The organism is Vreelandella glaciei, from assembly GCF_013415125.1.
GTDB classification, from domain to species: Bacteria; Pseudomonadota; Gammaproteobacteria; order Pseudomonadales; family Halomonadaceae; genus Vreelandella; species Vreelandella glaciei.
Genome location: NZ_JACCDE010000006.1, coordinates 115580 through 136604, shown reverse-complemented (window position 1 = coordinate 136604; position 21025 = coordinate 115580). Strand labels below are relative to the sequence as shown.

Here is a 21025-nt window from a genome sequence, read left to right as displayed (position 1 = left end):
GATGCGCAACCTGACGACCGACAATATCACCGCGGCGGTAATTGAAGAGTTCTCTAGCTGTGAAGACGCACGGCTAAAGACGCTGCTTAATGGTTTGGTCAAACACCTGCACGCTTATCTGCGTGAAGTACAACCCACAGAGCAAGAGTGGACCCAGGCGATTGAGTTTCTGACCCGCACGGGGCAAATGTGCGATGACGAACGCCAAGAGTTCATTCTGCTTTCTGACACCCTTGGTGTGACCATGTTGGTGGACGCCATCAACCACTCAAACAGTGACCCGAACATTACCGAAAGTACCGTATTGGGGCCTTTTTATGTGGCGGACCCTCCCCAAGCGAATCAGGGTGATGCCATTAATTGGGGGGTTGAAGGCGAGCCGCTATTCGTTGAAGGCCGCGTGCACGATGCCCAGGGTAAGCCATTGGCAAATGTCACTATTGATGTATGGCAGTCGGACAGTGAAGGTTTTTACGACGTGCAAAAGCCTGAGCTTGAAAGCGCTTCATTGCGTGCTCGCTTCCATACCGATAGCCAAGGCGGTTACGCCTTCTGGACCGTCACCCCTTCGCCTTATCCGATCCCAACAGACGGGCCAGTCGGCAAAATGCTCGACATTACCGGGCGGCATCCTTATCGCCCGGCGCATGTGCATTTCATGCTGATGGCGCCGGGGTACGAAACCTTGGTCACCCAAATCTTCGCCGAAGACGACCCCTACCTTGATTCGGATGCGGTATTTGGTGTGAAGGATTCACTGGTGAAGACGTTTGCTCAGCAGCCAGCAGGGCAAGCGCCCGATGGTCGGCAGATAGAAACGCCTTACCGCTATTTTCATTACGACTTCGGCTTAAAGACGGCCTGAGCGTCTCAACCTGAACGTCCGGCTCGAACTGAGCTGGTTAAACCGAAAGAGGAAACGACATGACCACGATCGATCAAACCGCTATCGCAACGCTATTTACTGAAGCACGTACCCACAACGTTTGGCAGGATCGTGACGTTAGCGAGGAAACGCTGCGCGAGCTGTATAACCTAATGCATTTCGGCCCCACCTCGATGAATTGCCAGCCAGCGCGGATTCTGTTCCTGACCACAGATGAGGCCAAAGAGCGCCTGAAACCCGCTCTGATGCCAGGCAATCAGGAAAAAACCATGAAGGCACCGGTGGTCGCCGTGCTTGGTTTCGACACAGAGTTCTATGAGCATCTGCCGCGCATGTTCGCCCATAACAAAGACGCAAAATCGCTGTTCGAAGGCAAACCGGACTTTATTCATTCCACTGCATTTCGTAATAGCTCCATTCAAGGCGGCTATCTCATTTTAGCGGCTCGCGCGCTAGGGTTGGACGCTGGCCCTATGTCTGGCTTCAACAATGCGGCTGTGGATGAAGCGTTCTTCCCAGATGGCAAAGTGAAGAGCAATTTTCTGTGTAACTTAGGCTATGGCGATACGAGCGCGTTGTTCCCTCGTGGCGACCGCTTCTCCTTTGATGAAGTGTGCAAAGTGATGTAACAAACTTTATGGCTAACGCTTGCTGGTATGCCTAAACGTAAGGGGGCCGTGACTGTCATGGCCCCCTTTTTCGCTTGCATCGCAGCAAGGGGAGCCTCGGCGCAAAACTAATGAGGCGTTGAGATGGTTGTTGACTGGGTATTCGTGGCGTTAATGGTAGTGGCTGTGCTGCTGACTGGTATTTCCAAGTCAGGATTTGCCGGTGGGGTAGGGGTGGTGGCCGTGCCGTTAATCTCGTTAAAGGCAAGCCCGACGTTCGCTGTCGCGGTGATGCTGCCGCTACTGATTGTAATGGATGTGTTTAGTCTCAAGGCGTGGTGGCACCAGCGGGTAGGCCGTCTATTGTGGCTTATGTTTCCGCCCGCGGTGCTAGGGGTGGTGGTGGGTTACTTCACCTATGGCTGGTTTGATGAAGCGCTGCTGACATTGCTGTTGGGGGTGTTTTCGGTACTGTTTGGCCTGTGGGGGTTATTCAAACCGCTCCGTGGCAAATTAATGCCTGGCTGGGTAGGGCGCCTGTGTGGTGGCATTGCAGGATTTACCAGTTTTATTGCCCATGCGGGCGGCCCACCGCTGAATTTTTACCTGCTGCAATGCCAGCTGACAAAACAGCAATTCCTGGGGACGGCAGTGGTTTTTCTGGCCATTACTAACCTGGTGAAGCTGGTTCCCTACACCCTGCTGGGCTTGGTTAACCTTGATAACCTGACCATAGCGATGTTGCTGATGCCTGTTGCATGGCTGGGGGTTCGGTTGGGGCTGGTTATTCAAAAACGCATCAATGGCGAGCTGTTTTTCCGGGTGATTCTTTGCCTGCTTATTCTGCTGGGTATCCGCTTAATTATGGACGGTATAGGCTGACACTTAATGGTAAACTTTTTCATAACTGTTCTTTTTTTAATAGCAGCCCCATCGCAAAAAGTGTTTACCACCACGTTGGCGGCCTGATGGTTTGGTGATGTGTTGGAGTTGTCATGAGAGAAGGTCGTGCTGAGATAAACGAAACAAACCCAGAAGGGCCTTACGATAAGTTATCGCAAATGCCCTCCTCCAAAATCTCGAATACAGAGTTCGCACGATTTATCGACTTCATTGAAAAATTTGAAGATGAAACTGAAAGTTCGCTCTCTATGGCGCTTGGCTATCGCGAGATGCGTATGTTGCTGCACGTCATGCGTAACCACCTTGCGGGTAGGTTAACCACCCCCACGTCTCTTGCCGATGCGTCTGGCCTCACCTACGGTACGGCAAAGCGCGGCATCGAGAGTATCATGCAGCGCGGTTTGCTTATCTCACGGCCACGAACTAAGTCGGGTAAGACGGTTTCGTTGCATCCTTCCCCTCAAATGATCCAGGAGTGGGAAAGCTACGCCGAGCGTATTAAAGGACTCCTCGGCCCGTTGTTCGGTATAGACCCAACATCGGATTCAGCCAGTAAGATCTTTCTGGGTATGTCGTCATCTGAGCGGGTGATATCGACCCCGGCAGTGCTGTCTGCGCGGCTTGAACTTAAGGGTGGATTACGTGTGTTAGCGCATGCTGACCCAACGTTCATGGCCATGCACAACCTTAAACGTCAGTTGGAGTCGATCTTTGGGCTGGAGATACGTAATAAGGCAAGGTCAATCGATAATCTGTTAGATGAGATTCTAGACAATGCTCGTTTAGCCAAATCGCGCTATGACGTAGTGGCCTGTGACTTACCCTGGTTTGGTGAGTTGGCGGCGGATGGTGTTCTGATGCCACTTGATGCATTAATTAAACGCGACGATTATGATCTTTCTGATTTTCATCCAATGGCTATACAGAGCTCAGGGTATGCGGGCAGTCAGTACGGTATACCCGTTCAAACAACACCAGAACTGCTCTGCTATCGTCAGGATGTTTTCGAGGCGTTGCAGTTGACGCCTCCAACCACAACAGAAGCGCTTGTCAAAGTCGCTAGACAGCTACATAAGCCTGCCAAAGGACGTTACGGCATTGCTTGGAATGCAGCGAGAGGCACGCCACTCGGGCATACCTTTAGTTTTCTTATGGCGAAGTTCGGTCAGCCGCTCCTTAATCTATCGAGTTGTCAAGGAGGTTATGACTTTCAGCAAGCCAGAGGCGAGCAGCTACGTCCTATGTTTCAATCAGATGCCGCTTATAGGGCCTGCGAATATATGCTGGATATACTGAAATATTCACCGCCTAATATCCTCAGTATGTCTTGGTACGAGCGTGCGCAGTCGTATGCATCGGGTGAAACCAGTATGGCCTACTGCTACACGCTACTCGCCCCGCTGTTTGAGTTGAATCGGCACTCACCTGCTTATGGCAATACTCGCTATCTTCCCCATCCTGTTGGAAATCATGGCCGTGCCATAACCCCAATAGGAGGTTATGCCCTCGCCATTCCGGCCAACTTAGCACCAGAGCGGGTTGAGGCAGTGTGGACGGCTTTACGGCATCTGACATCTGCAAACATGTCCAAACTCTACATTATGAATGGCAGCCTAGTGACGCCCCGTTTCAGTGTTAGCCAAGATCCTGAAGTCTCTGCATTGTCACCCCTCATAAAAATTGTCGACGATATGGCACAAAAGGATATTTTACAGGCTTGGCCACGCCCACCCGTGCCGGGAATTACCGACCTAATTAGTATTGCAGGCAATGAGATATTCGAGGTACTAGATGGTAGGCGTTCGATTAAGAAAGCCTTGTCGATCGCCCAGGAACGGGCGGACAAAGTGATGCGAGCCAAGGGGCATTATTGAGTGAGGCGCGAATAGTAAGGAGTGTGGCATAACCCCATGCCTGAGAGTCAGGCATGGGGACGGGGAGTGCCGGTTACTGCATGATCATGCCGCCATCGATCATCAGCAGCTGGCCCGTCATATAATCGGATTCTGCGCTGGCCAAGAAAGACGCGGTGCCGACCACATCTTCAGGGTAGGAGTAACGCTTCATAAGTATCATCTTCTCCGCCAGCTCATCCATCGACTGCCCCTGCTTAGCGAACTTGCCGATGCTGACCAAGTCTTTGTCGAGCTGCTCCCAAAGCTCAGTACGTACGACGCCAGGGCCATAGCCATTAACGGTAATATTGTGATCCACCAAGGCCTTAGCGCCACCATTAATCATGGCGAGCACGGCGTGCTTGCTACACGAATAAGGCACCACGTCATCAAAAGCCTGACGCGATAGAATTGAGCCAACGTTAATGATTTTGTAAGGCCCGTTATCTTTGCCTTGATTGATCATCTGCTTAGCGGCTTCCTGCATGCCGAGTAGGCACCCTAACGCGTTAACATCCATGATCTGATGCCAGTTTTCCTCGGTAATATCCAGGAACATTAATGGCTTGTTAATACCCGCATTATTGACCATCACGTTCAAGCTACCAAAGGCATCAACCGTTGCTTTAACCGCGGCCTGCACTTCGGCACGGTCGGTAACGTTGAGTTTGACCGCAATGGCGTCGCCGCCGTTTGCTTTGATGCGCGCAGCGACTTCCTCGCACCCTTCAATATTGATATCTGCTACGCACACCTTGGCGCCTTGAGCCGCATAGTGTTCGGCAACGGCGGCGCCCATGCCACGTGCGGCGCCTGTAATTAAGCAGTTTTTACCTTTGAGTCGAGTATTGTCCATGAGGTCACCTTAGAAATCTTATTGTGGGTCTCTCTCCGCCACCAAGATAAATAGTCTTTGTTGTTGGACGTAGGGAGTCTGCGTTAACAAGGGCATCCGTCGTTTATCCTGCATTGCTAATGACAAATTTATAACCTTGTGATGGCATATTCTCGGTATGTCACACAGGCAATGACAGGTTGGTCAGTCGTTAATATGACCAGATTGGACTTTTCTACGGGCACTGCGTTATGAGAGGGGATATAGCTAGTGTTTAATATCAGCTTTATCGCTTTAGTTTAAATAACAGCGTTTTATTATTTTCAGGTTCTCGCCCAGTGAAAGTTCCTGAAAGTGGGTTTGATGCTAAAAACTTCAAGCCTATTTATTCGCAATAAGAACAAAGAGAGTGTTTATGTCTCAGCCCTGTATTATTTGTGTCGCTATCACCGGCAGCCTGCCGCGCAAAGAGAACAATCCTGCCGTGCCGATTACGAATGATGCAACCTGCCGGTAACATGGCAGGGCATTGTCGTCAATATTGACTCATCTTTGTAACATTACAAGGACGTTCTGGTACTATTTTATAGACTGCTCTTAGAGGTTATCTGAAGACATAAATTTGGTCCGACGTCTCCCCCTGATTGAGTAATGATGCTCTCTTCGATTGCCCCCACGCGGCTGACTATTGCCAAGGAAGTTATCCATGTTTTTCCCAAAACGCGTTGCCTTCACGTCGCTCATTGCTATGTTTGCGCTGCTGCCGCCCGCGCTGTTGGCTCAGGATGCCCATATTGGCAGCGTGCGTACCGAGTTCAAGCTGCTGGGCCCGAACAACACCATTGAAGTGGAGCGCTTCGATGACCCGGACGTTCAGGGTATCTCCTGTTATCTCTCCTACTCACAGATTGGCGGGATCACCGGTGCGGTGGGGCTTGCTGAGGAGGCCAGTGAGGCGAGCGTGGCCTGTCGGCAGACAGGCGAGATCATCTTCGACCTTGCTGAAGTAGAGGAGCAAGAGGTAATTTTTACTCAGCGTCGCTCGGCGCTTTTCAAAAATATGCGCGTCGTCCGCATGCATGACGCTGAAACCCAGACCTTTGTGTATCTGACTTACAGTACCAAGCTGGTAGATGGCTCGCCTAAAAATGCGATTACCGCCGTCAACTATGGTGCGGTAGGAGGCAACCAGTAAGTGATTCGTGGACGCCTAGCGAGGATTGCCGAGCGTTTGTGTCCAGTAGGTTGAATAGCGCGATTCTGAATCCTCGGCTTTCGCCATGCCCATCTCGGTAAAGGTGTCATTCATGATGTGGCGGCAGTGGCCGGGGCTCTCAAGCCAGCCTCCCACCATGGCGGAAACCGAGGTGTGGCCAGCGGCGATATTCTCACCCACGGCTTGCCACACGTAATCCTGATTATCCACACGCTGCTCGATACCTGCACCATTAGGGCCAGTGTGGCTAAAGTAGTCATTTGCGGCCATGTCCTGGGAGTGGCTCTCGGCCGCTGCTTCCAGCTTGCAGCTCCACACTAACGCTTCCACGGCCTCAAACCGTTGGTCGCCGTGTCGGTAAGCAATGGGGAGGAACCCATCCCATTGCTTACTTAATTGGCAGTGGATGAAATATACTTAGTCTCAGTGCGTATTTTAAGCTTGATTACTTTTGTGAGGAGGTTCAACGCTTGCGATGAGCCTATAGAGGTGAGTACGTGATTATTTTTTAGGTACCCACTTATAAGCTAGCCCCATTGCTATAACTATTTCATAGATAAGCCATTGTTTATTAGATTGGCTAATAGCCTTTTATTTTATCTTAATTTTTTAAGTAATTGTTTTTAATATATTTTTGTCGGTGTTGTCGGTAGGTCAATATTTTTTGGAGGGTTATTAACACTCTACGTTGGAGCAAGTTCGTGGCGAGGCCAGCTGTCAGATCAGTTTTACCATCAAATGTAAGCATTATGTTACATTAGTGATGTATTGATTACTTATTGGTTACTTATTGTTACGTATTATAATGAGTGCGCGCAGCATACGTAGGATGGGGGCCTGTCCATGTGCGCATGTCCAAATATCATTAAAAAACAGTGGGATTGCGTCTGCATGGCAAAACTCACTCATGGCCATAAGGATATTCTCGATGTCTCTAACACCTTTACAAAAACAAGCGCTAGCCGATGACCTGGTCAATTTAATGGAGCGCTTTCAGCGTTACGTAGACCATCACCCTGATACTTATGAGGCAGTCATTACTCAGCCTTCATCAGATCACTTGGTCATTAAAATTCAGCCGGCCCATGATTCGGCAGATCTAATTTTCCATAGGTGAACAAGACTTAATGGGAGGTACTCAAGTAGAGTAGCCCCCAACAGGTAGTGCGGAATAAAGGCAAGTTTCATGGGCGGATTGCTCGCTTTCAGTGCGGGTAGCAAGCCCGTAAGGTGATGTTTAGGGATTGGCGAATTCGCTTTGTTCTACGAGTATGTAGGGTAATGGATAAATGGCATGCTACGCAGGGAAACCGCAATGTTAGGAAATGTCGCTCGCGTCTATCGCAGTTTAACGATTCCAGCAGTAGTGCTGTTGGTCGGTTGTGCTAATAGCGGAGTAGGCCCGGTTTCTGAAAATCAGATGACGTCATATGCCGCTGAATATTGTCGGAGCCTCGGCGGGGAGAATGAAATTCGCGAAAGCAGCCTAGGCACTGGCCGCTACTGCCGCTTGCCTGATGGCCGGGTCGAAAATGAGTGGAAGCTATATCGTACCGAGCATCTCGATAATGACTAGCTGCCACCTTTGATGCCGCTGAGGTCAGTCACTGGATGTAAAGGGCCTAGCTGCTTTTGGTTGTATGCTTTTTCTTAAAGCCAACCATAACCGCTAGCAGCCCACACGCCAGTGCTGGCAGCAGCACATCAAGCACTGAGTCTAACGTCCACCCACGCCAGACACCCTCAAACATACCGACCGGTAGCGTTTCGCCCCATTCCCAACCACGCTGGATGCCTAGCCTGTATTCGTGCTGTGCGATCTCGCGGCCAAGCAGTATCGCCACCGGTATAACACCCGCCACGCGAGCTGAAGCGAACGGTAACAGTGATAGCTGGATGATCAGGGCGATTATGATGTGCTCCAAATGTGTGATGTTCATATGCCGTGCTTCCACCATGTGCACCACAGCTTGTGGCGGAAGTATTAGTACTGATGGCCTTGGTCAACGTCAACTCGGTTGTTGGTTTGCGCCGCGTGCATATTTTCTAGCAGGCTGGCGACCTGGAGGGTGTAACACGCTAGGCTAGTGTCGGTTTAAAAAACGTAACAACCTTAGGTATTGTGATGCGTTTGAATTACCAGGGCCCGTTGCCTGAAATGGTAGGGTTTTTGCTACTGCCGCAGTATTCGATGATGGCCTTCTTTGCGGCGGTAGAGCCACTGAGAATCGCCAATCGCATTGCCCATCGCCCGCTGTTCGACTGGACGTTGATAAGCGCTGATGGCGGGCCGGTGACGGCGTCTAACGGCATGACCCTGATGGCGGATCAAGCAACGGCGGATGTCCATCACTTGCCTTCGCTGGCGGTATGCAGTGGGTTTACGCCGGAAGCCCATCTCACTCGACCATTAATGGCCTGGCTTCATCAGTTGGATCAGGCGGGCTGCTGCTTGGGCGGTATTGATACCGGGGCATTTTTGCTCGCGGCCACCGGGTTGCTAAAACACGAGCGGGTGGCGCTGCACTGGGAGAGTCTGCCCGCTTTTCGTGAGCGCTTTCCGGGCATTGAGACCACGGATGAGCTGTATGAGCTGGGGGAGCGGCGTTTCTCCTGCGCGGGCGGGGCGGCAGCCATGGATATGGCGTTGGAGGTGATTGCGCGGCGGCATGGCGCGAAGCTGGCCATCGATGTGTCTGAGCAGCTCATCCATGACCGAATCCGTACTCGCAGCGACCAGCAGCGCATGGCGCTGGTGAAACGCCTAGGCACCCATAACCGCCGCGTGGTCGAAGCGGTGGCCCTGATGGAGCAGAACCTTGAAGAGCCGCTTCCGCTTGAAGAGGTCGCGAGCCGGGTAGAGGTATCGGTTCGCCAACTTCAGCGCTTATTCGAGCAGGAGCTTAACGAGACCCCGCGGCAGTGGTACTTGCAGCTTCGCATCAAGCGCGCCCGGCGGCTGTTAGCGGAGACCGATTTAGCAGTGTTGGCGGTGGGATTAGCCTGCGGCTTTAGCTCGTCTTCCAGCTTTGCGCGTGCTTTTCGTGCGCATTACGGCTATTCGCCGCGGCAGGTGCGGGAGAAAAGTGTTTAAGGTTTGGTAGTGTCGTGAAGTGTCGTGTAGTGGCTGGTAAGCGTCGCTTATCGCCTAGTAGTGGGGAGGCAGCCGCGCATACTAACTAAACCCAACTAATAAGAGGTTTAGCCATATGATGTCTATCACTCCTAGCGCTACCACCACCAAGTCACTATCGCTAAAAGCGGGCTTTTTATTCGCTGCCTTTGCTGCCACGCCCGCCATGGCAGAGCTTGATGAGCTACGTTTTGGCGTGCCGCCATGGCCTGGGGTCACGGTAAAATCAGAAATCGCTGCCCAATTGCTGGAGACCATGGGCTACGAAACCCGCCAGCAAGATTTAGCAGTCAGCGTTATTTTGGAAGGCTTGTCGCGTAATGACCTGGAAATCTATCTAGGTGGCTGGTACCCGGTACAGACTGATATGGTCGAGCCGCTGGTAGCGGATGGCAAAGTCGAGAAGGTGGTTTCCAATATCAGCGGGGCCAATTCTGGGCTGGTGGTTCCCCAGTATGTTTACGATGCCGGCGTGACCACGGTCGCTGAATTGGCTGAGCACCATGATCGCTTTGATGGCGAAATCCAGGGCATTGAAGCGGGTACTGGCATTAACGATGCGATTCTCAACGCCATCGATAACGACCTTGCAGGTCTAGGCGATTGGGAACTGCGCGAAAGCTCGACCTCAGCAATGCTGGCCCAGGCTGAGCAAAAAATGGCCGACGAAGAGTGGGTGACATTCGTCGGCTGGGAGCCTCACTGGATGAACGTGAGCTTCGATTTGGCCTATTTAGCCGACAGCGATGATGCGGGCGTGGCGACCATTGAAAGCACGGTGTGGACCATTACCCCCGCCAGTCTCGCCGAAGAGGCCCCGCAGGTTCACCGCTTCCTATCGCAATACGTGATCGATATTGAAGACCAGAACGAGTGGGTGCACGAGTACAGCTACGAAGAGCGCCCGGCAGATGAAGTGGCGAACGAGTGGATTGGCAACAACCTGGATACCGTTGCCGAATGGTTAGACGGCGTTGAAACCCGCGATGGCGAATCCGCTATTGAGCAAGTGCGGGCCCAATTTGACTCTTAATAGCTTGATTCTTAATAGCTTGATTCTTAATAGCTCGACTCTTAAAGCATGACCCTTACGAACTGAACTGCTTAACAGCGCCTTATTGATTAAGGCGCTGTTTTAATGTGTGGCAAAAGTCTTGCCAGGCGGCACTCATGTCGGGTAGCTGGGCGTGGGCGTGAAGCGCGCCATGCACCATCTTCGGCGCGCAGCGATAGCCAATGGATGCCCCCGCTTTTTGCCATTGCGCCACCGTCGTTTCGACAGGCCTTGTTAACGGGTCGTGCTCCACGGTAAGCACTTCGATGCTGCTAGCAGGAGCGCTTTGATCCCTCTGGGTGGCGATAATCTCAGGGCACTGTTCACGAATACTGAGCACGTCGCTGCGTGACAGCAGGGGGGCATCCTCCCCAAGGCATTCAGGCGATAGCTCGCCGACCGGTGGGTAGATCAAGCCAAGCGGCGGTGCGTCACTATGCTGATGGGCAAGGTCGATAGCCAATCGCCCGCCCGCGCTATCACCCACCAGCGCGACCGGATGAACCGCTGCTAGTACTGCTTGGCAGTCTGCCAACATGGTGGGGTAATCTACCTCTGGTGCCAGCCGATAGTTAACGCTTACCACTTCACATTCAAGCCGCTGGGCCAAGCTGGCGGCAGGGCCGTGGTGGCTCTCCACTGAGCCGATCGTAAAGCCGCCGCCGTGAATAAACAGTACGCAGCCTGGCATTCGCTGCTGGGGGATAAAGCGGCGCAGGCTAACACCATCATAAACGCTATTGTCGATCCGCATACCTGTCGGGTCGGGTGGGGAGAAGGTGCGGCAAAGCTTATCGTAGGCGCGCCGCGCTTGAGGCAGGGGAAGCTCCTCCATCACGGCCAGCCCTGCGCTAAAGCGCTGAATAAAGGCGTCTACGTTCATCTTTGAAGTCACCCTTAGCGTCGAATACCGATGGTACGGCCAGCAAGCTCCGGCCAGGCATCGCCATTTGCCTTTGGCAGCGCAGCTACGCGATTCGCGACCGCTTCTGGAAACGGGCTTGGTCGTCCTGAGGCTTGTTTCATGCCCATCAACATTTGTTCGCTGGTCGCCAGCAGGTTGCCTTCGTCATCGAACATGGCGAAAAACACGTGCAGACGTTTGGCATCGCTATCGAGCAGCGTGAGATCAATAGTGAGCGGCTGGCCTTGGTGCGCCTCGCGGCGATAGCAGAGATGAGTTTCCAGCGTGTAGATCGTGAAGCCATAGTGCTCACGGCCCGCTTCGTCTAAGCCTATCTGGTCAATCAGCGCTTCGCAGGCCTGGGAAAAGACGCGGGCGTACTCCGCGTCGTTCATGTGACCGTTGTAGTCGACCCACTCGGGGGCGACATGGGTTTCATGGATGATCATTAAATGCGTCCCTTTAGGCCTTCGGCTTCTGGCCAGTATTTCTGCACTACTTCCAGCAGCTCGACTAAAAAGTCATCCCGGCGCCGGTCCAGCGTGGCCACTGAACGCCCCGCGGCCTGATGCTCACAGCCTTCGACCACTTTGTCGATGAGCTCGTCGGTGAGTTCTGGCGCTTCCAGCTTGGTCCAGGGGAGTTTTAACGCGGGGCCAAACTGCTCCAGCATATGGCGCATGCCAGGCTCGCCGCCCGCCAAGTGGAAGGTTAAAAAGGTGCCCATCAAAGGCCAGCGTAGCCCGCAGCCGTAAACCACCGCCGCGTCGATCTCTTCGGTGGTGGCCACGCCATCGTTGACCAAGTGCAAGGCTTCCCGCCACAGCGCCTCCATCAAGCGGTCGGCGATATGCCCTTCAATTTCACGGCGCACCACTAGCGGCCGCATGGCGAGCGACTGATATAACCCTTGAGCGCTGGCGATCTGGGCGGGCTGGGTGGCCTCACCGCCAACAAGCTCCACCAGTGGCAGTAAATACACCGGGTTGAAGGGGTGGGCGACGATCACGCGCCCAGGGGCTTGTTGGCACTGCTGTTGCAGGTCGGTGGGTTTGAAGCCGGAAGTCGACGAGCCGATGATGACGTCCGGTGCGGCAGCGGCATCGATAGCAGCTAAAATTTCTTGCTTTAGCGGTAGACGCTCGGGCACGTTCTCCTGAATCAGGTCAACGCCGTTTACGGCCTCTTCGATCGTGGTCGCAAAGGTTAACCGCTCAGGGCTAGCATCGGGCGCAAGGCCAAGCTGGGTTAACGAAGCCCAGGCATTGTCGATAAACGATTGCGTGCGCGCTGGCGCGTTGGGATCCGGGTCGAAGGCGACGACGTCCCACCCTTGGGCGAGGGCGCGGGCAATCCAACCGTTGCCAATCACGCCAGTACCAATCACGGCTAAGCGGCTCATACAACATCTCCTGACGGGTTGCGTAACTTCAAATGGGCGCGGGTTTCTGCCGGTGTCATTACTCGGGCGCCGAGGTTTTCAATAATGGTCGACGCTTTCTCGACCAGTTGGCCGTTGTTAGCCAGCACGCCTTTCTCTAAAAACAGGTTATCTTCCAAGCCAACCCGAGCGTGGCCACCCAGCAGCACGGCTTGGGCAACCATGGGCATTTGATGGCGACCGATACCAAAGGCGGCCCAGTTAGCGTTGGTGGGTAATTTGTTGCGCATGGCCAGCATGGTTTCGGTGTCCGCTTCGGCGCCCCAGGGAATACCCAGGCAGAGCTGATAAAGCGGGTCGCCGTCGATCAGCCCCTCTTGCTGAAGCTGGCGGGCAAACCACACGTGGCCCAGGTCAAAGCACTCCAGCTCGGGCTTAACGCCTGCGGCTTGAACGAGGCGGGCGTGTTCGCGCAACCAATCAGCCGGGTTGACGTACACCATATCGCCAAAATTGAGGCTGCCGCAGTCCAGCGTGCACAGCTCGGGGAGTAGTTCGCCGACTGGGGCGTGACGCTCGGCGGGCGTTTGAATATCGGTGCCGGGGCCGCCTCGAGTTGGGTCTGTGGCATCGGGTATCCAATCGCCGCCGCCGCCAGCGGTGATGTTCATGACGATATCCACATCCGCTTCACGTACGCGCTCCATTACTTCGCGGAACTGCTCAGAAGAGTGGCTGATGCCGCCGGTCTCCGGGTCGCGAACGTGAATATGCGCGATGCTGGCGCCGGCGCGGGCGGCTTCGATGCAGGACGCCGCGATGGCCTTGGGTGTCACGGGTACGTTGGGATTCTTGGCGGTGGTGTCGCCTGCGCCGGTAACGGCACAGGTGAGAATGACATTGCGATTCATGGCGTGCTCTCTACTCAGCAGTTTATTCGCTGACTAGTGTGTCGCGCTGAGCCATAAAGAGTTGTCGAAAAGCGACATTCAATATACGTAACAGGCATTTTTAGCTGTGCGCTTATTACTCATCGTTACCCGCCGTGATGCTGCGTGTAGGAAAATTTTAGACAAGCAATTATTGACAAAGAGTATTGACCGCCCTGATTGGCGACCTAAACTCAATAAGCGCGTGCAGTGTTGATAACAATTACAAACAACGTCTGGAAGGAGTGCCTGCCATGTCCCATAAACTCGTTATGCGGCCGCTATGTGCGGCCATCGCCTCTGCGGTGATCATAGGCTTACCCGCCGTTGCTACTGCCAATGAGCCTGAACTCAGCCAGTCTGAGGTGTTATCCGGTCTTGAGAACCCTTGGGATATGGCCTTTCTGCCTGATGGGACGATGTTTTACACCGAACGCTGTCTTGGACTTTCGGTACGGCTCCCCGATGGTGAAGTAGAGCACCTGCTGGGGATGGAAGGTACGGATGACTATGCCACCACCGCCGATGATCTTGTCTGTGAAGGACAGGCGGGGATGAATGGTGTGGCGATCGATCCTGATTTTGAAGAAAATCGCACAGTCTACGTCTACTCAGCCTCCAACATGTCCGAACCACGTACTAACCGTGTACTGCGCATGACGGTAAATAGCGATTTTAATGACGTGTCGGATCGCACTGATATTGTCGAGGACATTCCCTACAAGCCCGCTGCCACCGACCATCCGTTCGGCGACGCGGGGGCTCATAATGGTGGCCGTATTCGCTTCAGCCCAGAGGATGGCTACCTCTATGTAACCACGGGCGACAACCATAATAGTGAGATTCCGCAGTCACCAGAGCTGCTTGGTGGCAAGGTGCTACGTATTGACCGGGATGGCGAGGCTGCCGAGGGTAACAAACCGCCTGAGGGCTTTGATCCTCGCATCTATACCTATGGTCACCGCAACGTACAGGGCATCACTTTCCACCCTACGACTGGCCAACCCATCGTGACGGAGCACGGCCCCTGGCATTCGGATGAGATCAATGCACTGGTCAATGGTGGCAACAGTGGCTGGGATCCGAAACCCAACATGGCGGGCCGTGGTGATTGCCCGGACGATTACTGTGGTTATGAGCCCAATCAGACCGAGGGGATGGATCCAAAAGAGCGGGCGGCCTATATGCCGGTGACCGACACCGAAACCTACCCGGACGCTATGCAGCCTGCCTGGAAAAACGATGGGCTTTCTCAGGGAATCTCGTCTGCCGAGTTTCTAGTCGGCGAGCAGTGGGGCGATTGGGACGGCCGTCTGGTTGTTGGTTTTATGGGCATCGGTTTCGGCGGTACGCCGGTGGGGCAGCGCATTAACCTGATTGATATCGCCGAAGATGGTCTTTCGGTCAATGACGTTGCCGAAATGCCGGTACCCATGGGAGCTGCTCGCTTCCGTTCATTGGTACTGGGCCCGGAGGGTGATCTTTATACGGCGGTTGATGAAGGAAGCATTTACCGCATCACTCCCGAATAAGCGACTGGCAGCCGCCCTAGCGTATGCCAGTGCGGCTGCGATCTCTTCAAGCCGTCTTAAGCTTTTTGATCAAGACCACTCTGCTGGGAAAAGGCCACTATGAAGGTATCACTGTTGTTCGTTATTGCGACGGCGCTGACGATGGGGTCAGCTACTCTGCAAGCGGTAGATAAGTCGGCTGGAGAAGCACTCTACAAGGACGCTTGCGCTCAGTGTCACGGCCCAAATGCACAAGGAATGGCGAGCTTTCCATCGCTTAGCGGACGGGACGCGGAGTACATTACCTCCCGCCTTGAAACATACCGGGCTGGTGAGAAGGTGGGTTCAAACTCCTTTCTGATGATCCCCAACGCCACCGGTTTATCGGATGATGATATTGCTAATCTTGCCGCTTTTATCACAGAGAGTGCCGAGTGACTCTCTGCTTTGTACATCAGCTTCTAGGTTTGATTTGTGTATTCATGGTGTAACTCATCGGGTACAGGGTCAGCCCGCTCGGGAACTGGCATCGACAGAGAATCGGCTACCCAGACGATAGCGCATTGAGGGATGGAGAAATTTAACGTAGGTGACGACATGTGAAGCACTCCAGGTGCGGCGCATAAGTGCTAAACAGGGCTCGTTGACATCAATATCTAGCGCTTTGGAATCTTCTTCCGAGGGCAATAGCGCATCGACGATATGTTCTATTTCGTCTACGGGGATGGTGTTCAATAAGTAGCGTGAAGGCTGCAATGTGTCATCAAATTGCTGGTGAATAAAATCCGGGGCCATGGCAGGCGAAACGTAGCGGTCCTCAAGCTGTACAGCGAGCTCTTCCTCGTAGTGAACACAGCGCAGATGATAGACCGAGCTACCGGTGGTCAGCTCAAGCGCTGAAGCAATGGAGAACGGTGCGGCCACACGACCAAGTTCAAGTACTTCGCAATGGTAACGATGGCCACGGGAGGCTATTTCGTCAGCAATATTGGCTATCTGCAATAAATTGGAGTGTGGCTTGCGCTCAGCAATAAAGGTACCTACACCGCTGGTACGTTCTAAGAAACCCTCGTTAGTCAGTTCCCTCAGCGCCCGGTTTATCGTCATACGTGACATGCCGAGCTCATTAACTAATTGATTTTCAGATGGAATCATGTCGCCAGGTTTCCAAAAACCTGAGGCGGCGCGTTCCAATACAAACTGTTTGGCCTGTAAATAAAGTGCTTTTGGTGCGGTGACGCTATCGGTGCCGGATTTTTTCATCCACTACTCCAGTGATGACTTAGAGCTAGTCGCTAATGTCGTCATAATAAGGCAATCAGCTAGGGCTAGGTTAGTGTGGCATTGAAGCCGCTAGCGCGGCCAAGAACTGGTCGTTCTCCTCTCGGCTGCCGATCGAAACACGTACCCAATGGGTGTATCCAGGCTCTAGCCAAGGTTTAACGATCACTCCGTGAGCCAGAAGCGCCTCATGCACCTGCTCTGATGGCTGGGTCGTTTCGAAGAACAGAAAATTAGCCAGTGACGGTACCACTGTTAGCCCCATATCCTTCAGTGCTTGCGCCACGCGACTGCGCTCGCTCGTTGTCAGCTCAAGGCTTGTTTCAAGGTGCGTCGTGTCCTGGAGTGCTGCCACCGCCGCCACTTGCGCGAGGCGGTTGACGTTGAATGGCGTACGCAGGCGGTCGATTAAGTCGGCAAGGGCGGGGCTGCTAACAATGCCATAACCAATCCGCAAACCAGCGAGTGCGTAGGCTTTTGAGAAGGTGCGCAGTACGATCCAGGGACTTTGCTGGTGAGCCAGCTGGGCCAGCACGTCTGGGTAATCGGGGCTCGTTTTGGCGTATTCATAATAAGCTTCGTCGAAGACCAGCAGGGTGGAGGGGGTGAGCGCATTAAGCAATTGATCAAGCTGAGCGGCGGATAAAGCGCTGCCAGCCGGATTGGAGGGCGACGAGAACATCAGCACGCGTGGCGGCTCGACCAGTGCCTCCAGCAGCCCATCGATATCGAAACGCCCCCCATCAAGCAATGGCACCGAGTGGATATGGGCCCCTAGCGAGTGCGGGTAGAGTGTATGCAGGCCAAAGGCGGGGGTGATCGTCACCAGGCTGTCGCCGTGGTCGAGAAATACCCGGCACAAAATCGCAATCAGATCCTCAGAGCCATTGCCAAATACCAGCCGTTCAGGGGCTATATCCAGTTGCCCCGCGAGCGCTCCACGTAACAGAGTGCAGGATGCATCGGGATACAGGCCGCTATCCATCAAGGCTTTAGAGAGCGCAGCGGCTACTTGTGGAGAGGGGCCGTGAGGGTTTTCGTTGCTACCCAGTTTGGTGATACGTGTTACGCCGAAGCGCTTGCTGACCTGCTCGCTTGAGAGTCCGGCGTTGTAACCCTTGAGTTCGCGAACTTCCCGGCGCGCCAGATGGGTCGGGTCGAGGTTGGGCATCAGCTCGTTTTCTCCGGGGTCGTATGCCAAAAGGCGTTGCGGTCAAGGTAGTTCTGTAGGAACTGGCGTAGACGTGGATGGTTGGTATCACGAAATACTTCATTGGGGGTGCCGCGGGTAACGATGCTGCCTTGATCCAGGAAAACGACGCTGTCGGCAACTTGGGCCGCAAAGCCCATCTCGTGGGTCACCACCACCATGGTCATGCCTTCCTGGGCGAGCTGCTTCATCACGGCCAGCACTTCACCCACCAGTTCCGGGTCGAGGGCCGAAGTGGGTTCATCAAACAGCATGATTTTGGGTTCCATCGCCAGCGCCCGGGCGATCGCCACGCGTTGCTGTTGGCCACCGGAAAGGCGTGCGGGGTACTCCTTTGCTTTTTCACTGAGGCCAACTTTGTCTAACGCCTTCATCGCCTTTTTTTCAGCCTCCTGTCGCGGTAAGCGCCTTACCCTCACTAACGCTTCCGTGACATTGCCCAGCGCAGTCATATGAGGCCATAGATTGAACTGCTGAAAGACGATGCCTAGATTGCGTCGAGCCTGGTTAAGACGGTTGCGCCCCGCGTGTTTACGGTGTCCCCGATCATCAATCTCCCAGCCCAGCAAACGCCCCTCAATATGAATTTCGCCGTCGTCATACTCCTCAAGGAACGCCATGCAGCGCAGTAGGGTGCTTTTGCCGGAACCTGAGGGGCCGATCAAACAGACCACCTCAGAGTGGTGTACGTCTAGGTCAATATTGGCGAGCACTTGATTTTTGCCGAAGCGCTTGCCGACGGCTGAAAGATGGATGATTGGCGCTATCTTCGAGTTCTCAGCCGGGACTGCTGAGATAGCGTTAGTGGGGGATAGGGAAAGCGACATAGCTAGCTCCTGTTCAGCGCTGCAAGTAGATGCCGACGCGGTGCTCAAGCCACCTGCCTGCGCGTGAGGTGATCTCGATCAGTAATAGATAGGCGATGCAGAGCACTAATAACGTTTCAATAAAGGTAAAGGTGCGGGTGCCAATACCGGTGAGCACCGCGGTTAGCTCCGGCACAGTGATAATCGACAGTACGGCGGTTTCCTTGCACAGAATGGTCAGCATATTGAAGATTGCTGGCAGGATAAGGACGAGCATCTGCGGTAGTTGTACGCGCCACAGTAGCTGAAGGCGGCCAAGCCCCAGGCACTCGCCTGCTTCCAGCTGCCCACGTGGCACCGCGGCAAAACCGCTACGAAAAATTTCCGCAAAATAGACACTGCTATAGAAGGCGATGCAGAGCACCCCAGCCGTCATCGCGCCGAGCCGCAGGCCAAATGAGGGGCCGCCGTAGTAGACCAGGAACAGGATCACCAGAAAGGGGGTGCCGCGTACCAGCTCAATGAATACTCTTAGTAACAGCTGTAATGGCCGCCCACCAAAGAGCATCAGCGCAGCAATCAGTAATCCCGCCATAAGGCCCAGCACGCTACCTGCCAACCAGGTATAAATGGTGACTAAAAATGCGTTCCAGATTGCTCCGGCATTGGCAGTGATAATGGATAGATCGAAAGTCACGCCAGACTCCTCTCTAAATGACGCTCAAGTCGGCGCCCGAACATGGTCAGCGGTATGTTAATCAGGCAGTAGATCCCCGCTAGCACCAGGTAATGCTGGAAGAATAAGTAGTCTGACGAGGCGAGGTTCTGGGCCACCCGGGTAAGGTCCGCCAGGCCGACCACCGACACTAACGCTGAGGCCTTAATCAGCAATACCAGCTCGTTGACCAGTGAAGGGAGGGTGCTTTGAACCGCTTGGGGCAGCTCAATACGCAGCAAAATAGCCGGACGGCTCATGCCTAGTAGATGTGCCGCTTCACTCTGCCCTGAGGGGATTGCCATCAGGCCACCGCGTAATATTTCTGCGATATAGGCGCCTGAGCAGAGCGAGAGCGCCATCACCGCGGCAACCATTGGGGAAAGGTTGGGTAGGCCAAACATAGGCGCCAAGTAGTAGATGACCAATAGCTGCACGAGCAGCGGTACACCCCGAAAGATAAAGATATAGCTGCCACCGAGGCGCCGTAGTAGTGGCATTTTTGCCAGCTGCATGCTGGAAATAAGTATCGCAATGACAAAGCCAAAGGCATTACCCAGCAACGACGTCTGTAGCGTGATAAGCAGTGCCTTGCCAAGCAACGGAAGGCTGAAAAGAAAGGTTGGCCAGTCAAACATTGGCAATATCCCTGGAGGTGAGGGAGAGCATACCGGGCGGTATCTAGCTCAATGACCGCCCGAACACGTCACAAGCTGATTAGATCTCCGGTTCAAAATCTTCGCTGGGAACATCCATCGGCTCGCCGAACCATTTGGTTTGCAGCTCAGCTAGGCTGCCATCCTCGTGCATAGATAGCAGCACCTCGTTGATGGCTTCCACCAGTGAGGCGGACTCCTCATCGTTGCGCGCCATATAGCCGAAGTAGGCGGGTTGCCCAAAGGGGGGATGGACCACCTCAAACATTGGTCGTTGGGTAGCGGTGTAGGCAATATTGGGGAGTGAGTTGGCTACTGCATCAATCCGACCCGCGGCAAGATCAGCGTAGGTTTGGCTATAATCAACGTACTCGGTAATCGTTGGGGGCTCGGGCAATTCAGCGGCAAACGCTTTTAGCTGCTCAAGCTGCGCAGTGCCGCGACCACCACCGGCCGCTTTGCCGGAGATATCTTCGGGGGTTTGTATAGAGTCGTCGTCAGCACGCTTTAAGATGGCGACGGTGGCATCAGCGATAGGCAGGGTGAAGTTGTAACGTAGCTTGCGCTCTTGAGTAATCATCGCCGGGCCAGCTACGAAGTCATAGTTTCCAGCCTCAAGGCCTGGCAGTACGCTGGGCCAGGGCAGATCGATCCAATTAATACTTACCTCTAGCTCTTCAGCCACACGCTCCATAAGTTCAAGGTTGAGTCCGCTCTGCTGGCCATTGTCTAGATAAGCGAATGGGGCGAAATGAAATTCAGTACCTACATTGAGAACGCCCCGTTCTTGTACCTCTTCAAGCAGATCCGCAGAGGCGGTGCTGGCTGCAAAAGAAGTACCAAGGCTTATCGCCAGGTAAGAGAGTGAATGCTTGAGTAGATTGGATTTTTTCATCGAGTCATGACTCCATCGGGATGATTAAGAAACTGTCAGGGCGCCTGGATCTGTTGGGGGCGAAACTGACAGTGCGTACCAGTACGTCAGCTTTATAAAAGCAAACTGCATGCCAGAAAGTACTTACCTGTATATACATAATGGCTTTGCAAATTTTGGCACTAAAGGGCGAATTAACTTCGCCCTGTTTGAGTGCGGTTGTTGGTG

General features: G+C 53.8%; 25 protein-coding genes. 12 read left to right on the top strand and 13 right to left on the bottom strand.

The features are described from left to right. Position 1: 1 nt before the first annotated feature. From HZS80_RS06275 to HZS80_RS06260, 4 genes are all read left to right on the top strand, one after another. Positions 2-865 carry an intradiol ring-cleavage dioxygenase gene (locus HZS80_RS06275; RefSeq protein WP_035566727.1) on the top strand — a complete coding sequence of 288 codons (864 nt, stop codon included), beginning with the start codon at positions 2-4 and terminating at the stop codon, positions 863-865. A gap of 59 nt (positions 866-924) precedes the next feature. Continuing rightward, entirely contained in the window at positions 925-1515 is a 591-nt protein-coding gene (locus tag HZS80_RS06270) for a malonic semialdehyde reductase (protein WP_179915487.1), read from the top strand. A 123-nt stretch (positions 1516-1638) separates the two neighbouring features. Further along, complete coding sequence (locus HZS80_RS06265; RefSeq protein ID WP_179915486.1) at positions 1639-2376, top strand: sulfite exporter TauE/SafE family protein; 738 nt, start codon at positions 1639-1641, stop codon at positions 2374-2376. A gap of 113 nt (positions 2377-2489) precedes the next feature. Then, the gene (locus HZS80_RS06260) at positions 2490-4271 is read left to right on the top strand and encodes an ABC transporter substrate-binding protein (RefSeq protein WP_179915485.1); all 1782 of its coding nucleotides are present in this window, start codon (positions 2490-2492) and stop codon (positions 4269-4271) included. A 73-nt stretch (positions 4272-4344) separates the two neighbouring features. On the opposite strand, the gene HZS80_RS06255 is transcribed toward HZS80_RS06260, so the two are convergent. Then, positions 4345-5148: an SDR family NAD(P)-dependent oxidoreductase gene (locus HZS80_RS06255; protein WP_179915484.1), complete on the bottom strand. Its 804-nt coding sequence runs from the start codon at positions 5146-5148 to the stop codon at positions 4345-4347. A 394-nt stretch (positions 5149-5542) separates the two neighbouring features. Between HZS80_RS06255 and HZS80_RS23255 the strand changes: the two genes are divergently transcribed. Continuing rightward, positions 5543-5644: a 3-keto-5-aminohexanoate cleavage protein gene (locus HZS80_RS23255; RefSeq protein ID WP_235272397.1), complete on the top strand. Its 102-nt coding sequence runs from the start codon at positions 5543-5545 to the stop codon at positions 5642-5644. 189 nt (positions 5645-5833) lie between these two features. Beyond that, a complete protein-coding gene (locus HZS80_RS06250; RefSeq protein ID WP_179915483.1) occupies positions 5834-6322 on the top strand; it encodes a CreA family protein in 489 nt (162 codons plus the stop codon). Positions 6323-6337: 15 nt separating this feature from the next. Here the strand turns inward: HZS80_RS06250 and HZS80_RS06245 are convergent, their stop codons facing one another. After that, on the bottom strand, positions 6338-6661 hold the full coding sequence (locus tag HZS80_RS06245) for a CAP domain-containing protein (protein WP_281662171.1): 324 nt from the start codon (positions 6659-6661) through the stop codon (positions 6338-6340). A gap of 610 nt (positions 6662-7271) precedes the next feature. Here HZS80_RS06245 and HZS80_RS06240 point away from each other — a divergent pair. Continuing rightward, positions 7272-7460 carry a hypothetical protein gene (locus HZS80_RS06240; protein ID WP_179915482.1) on the top strand — a complete coding sequence of 63 codons (189 nt, stop codon included), beginning with the start codon at positions 7272-7274 and terminating at the stop codon, positions 7458-7460. Positions 7461-7658: 198 nt separating this feature from the next. Then, positions 7659-7919 carry a putative hemolysin gene (locus HZS80_RS06235; protein WP_179915481.1) on the top strand — a complete coding sequence of 87 codons (261 nt, stop codon included), beginning with the start codon at positions 7659-7661 and terminating at the stop codon, positions 7917-7919. Positions 7920-7965: 46 nt separating this feature from the next. Here HZS80_RS06235 and HZS80_RS06230 read toward each other — a convergent pair whose 3' ends face one another. Continuing rightward, the gene (locus HZS80_RS06230) at positions 7966-8283 is read right to left on the bottom strand and encodes a hypothetical protein (protein WP_179915480.1); all 318 of its coding nucleotides are present in this window, start codon (positions 8281-8283) and stop codon (positions 7966-7968) included. A gap of 185 nt (positions 8284-8468) precedes the next feature. Here HZS80_RS06230 and HZS80_RS06225 point away from each other — a divergent pair, with 185 nt between their 5' ends. Together HZS80_RS06225 and HZS80_RS06220 are read left to right on the top strand one after the other, a co-directional pair. Further along, positions 8469-9437: a GlxA family transcriptional regulator gene (locus HZS80_RS06225; RefSeq protein WP_179915479.1), complete on the top strand. Its 969-nt coding sequence runs from the start codon at positions 8469-8471 to the stop codon at positions 9435-9437. Positions 9438-9552: 115 nt separating this feature from the next. Further along, positions 9553-10509, top strand: coding sequence for an ABC transporter substrate-binding protein (locus HZS80_RS06220; RefSeq protein ID WP_045812140.1), 957 nt, complete (start codon positions 9553-9555; stop codon positions 10507-10509). An 82-nt stretch (positions 10510-10591) separates the two neighbouring features. On the opposite strand, the gene HZS80_RS06215 is transcribed toward HZS80_RS06220, so the two are convergent. The 4 genes from HZS80_RS06215 to HZS80_RS06200 are packed head-to-tail and all read right to left on the bottom strand — an operon-like array spanning position 10592 to position 13726. Continuing rightward, positions 10592-11413 carry an alpha/beta hydrolase gene (locus tag HZS80_RS06215; RefSeq protein ID WP_179915478.1) on the bottom strand — a complete coding sequence of 274 codons (822 nt, stop codon included), beginning with the start codon at positions 11411-11413 and terminating at the stop codon, positions 10592-10594. A gap of 14 nt (positions 11414-11427) precedes the next feature. Next, entirely contained in the window at positions 11428-11883 is a 456-nt protein-coding gene (locus HZS80_RS06210; protein WP_179915477.1) for a thioesterase family protein, read from the bottom strand. Beyond that, on the bottom strand, positions 11883-12836 hold the full coding sequence (locus HZS80_RS06205; RefSeq protein ID WP_179915476.1) for an L-carnitine dehydrogenase: 954 nt from the start codon (positions 12834-12836) through the stop codon (positions 11883-11885). Before HZS80_RS06205 ends, HZS80_RS06210 begins: the two co-directional genes overlap by 1 nt. Then, positions 12833-13726 carry a beta-keto acid cleavage family enzyme gene (locus tag HZS80_RS06200; RefSeq protein ID WP_179915475.1) on the bottom strand — a complete coding sequence of 298 codons (894 nt, stop codon included), beginning with the start codon at positions 13724-13726 and terminating at the stop codon, positions 12833-12835. Before HZS80_RS06200 ends, HZS80_RS06205 begins: the two co-directional genes overlap by 4 nt. A 272-nt stretch (positions 13727-13998) precedes the next feature. Here HZS80_RS06200 and HZS80_RS06195 point away from each other — a divergent pair, with 272 nt between their 5' ends. Together HZS80_RS06195 and HZS80_RS06190 are read left to right on the top strand one after the other, a co-directional pair. Continuing rightward, positions 13999-15276: a PQQ-dependent sugar dehydrogenase gene (locus HZS80_RS06195; RefSeq protein ID WP_179915474.1), complete on the top strand. Its 1278-nt coding sequence runs from the start codon at positions 13999-14001 to the stop codon at positions 15274-15276. 99 nt (positions 15277-15375) lie between these two features. Further along, positions 15376-15693 carry a c-type cytochrome gene (locus HZS80_RS06190; protein ID WP_179915473.1) on the top strand — a complete coding sequence of 106 codons (318 nt, stop codon included), beginning with the start codon at positions 15376-15378 and terminating at the stop codon, positions 15691-15693. A gap of 69 nt (positions 15694-15762) precedes the next feature. Here the strand turns inward: HZS80_RS06190 and hutC are convergent, their stop codons facing one another. The 6 genes from hutC to HZS80_RS06160 form a co-directional block, all read right to left on the bottom strand. Further along, positions 15763-16518, bottom strand: coding sequence for a histidine utilization repressor (gene hutC / locus HZS80_RS06185; protein ID WP_179915472.1), 756 nt, complete (start codon positions 16516-16518; stop codon positions 15763-15765). Between the two features lie 70 nt (positions 16519-16588). Next, positions 16589-17707 (bottom strand): histidinol-phosphate transaminase, encoded by a 1119-nt coding sequence (gene hisC / locus HZS80_RS06180; RefSeq protein WP_179915471.1) that lies wholly within the window; start codon positions 17705-17707, stop codon positions 16589-16591. Continuing rightward, positions 17707-18573, bottom strand: coding sequence for an amino acid ABC transporter ATP-binding protein (locus HZS80_RS06175; protein ID WP_246361749.1), 867 nt, complete (start codon positions 18571-18573; stop codon positions 17707-17709). The genes hisC and HZS80_RS06175 overlap by 1 nt, the downstream gene beginning before the upstream one ends. Before the next feature lie 13 nt (positions 18574-18586). Continuing rightward, a complete protein-coding gene (locus HZS80_RS06170) occupies positions 18587-19249 on the bottom strand; it encodes an amino acid ABC transporter permease (RefSeq protein ID WP_179915470.1) in 663 nt (220 codons plus the stop codon). Next, the gene (locus HZS80_RS06165; RefSeq protein WP_144814498.1) at positions 19246-19905 is read right to left on the bottom strand and encodes an amino acid ABC transporter permease; all 660 of its coding nucleotides are present in this window, start codon (positions 19903-19905) and stop codon (positions 19246-19248) included. The genes HZS80_RS06170 and HZS80_RS06165 overlap by 4 nt, the downstream gene beginning before the upstream one ends. Before the next feature lie 79 nt (positions 19906-19984). Then, entirely contained in the window at positions 19985-20818 is an 834-nt protein-coding gene (locus HZS80_RS06160) for a transporter substrate-binding domain-containing protein (RefSeq protein WP_035578074.1), read from the bottom strand. Positions 20819-21025: the final 207 nt, after the last annotated feature.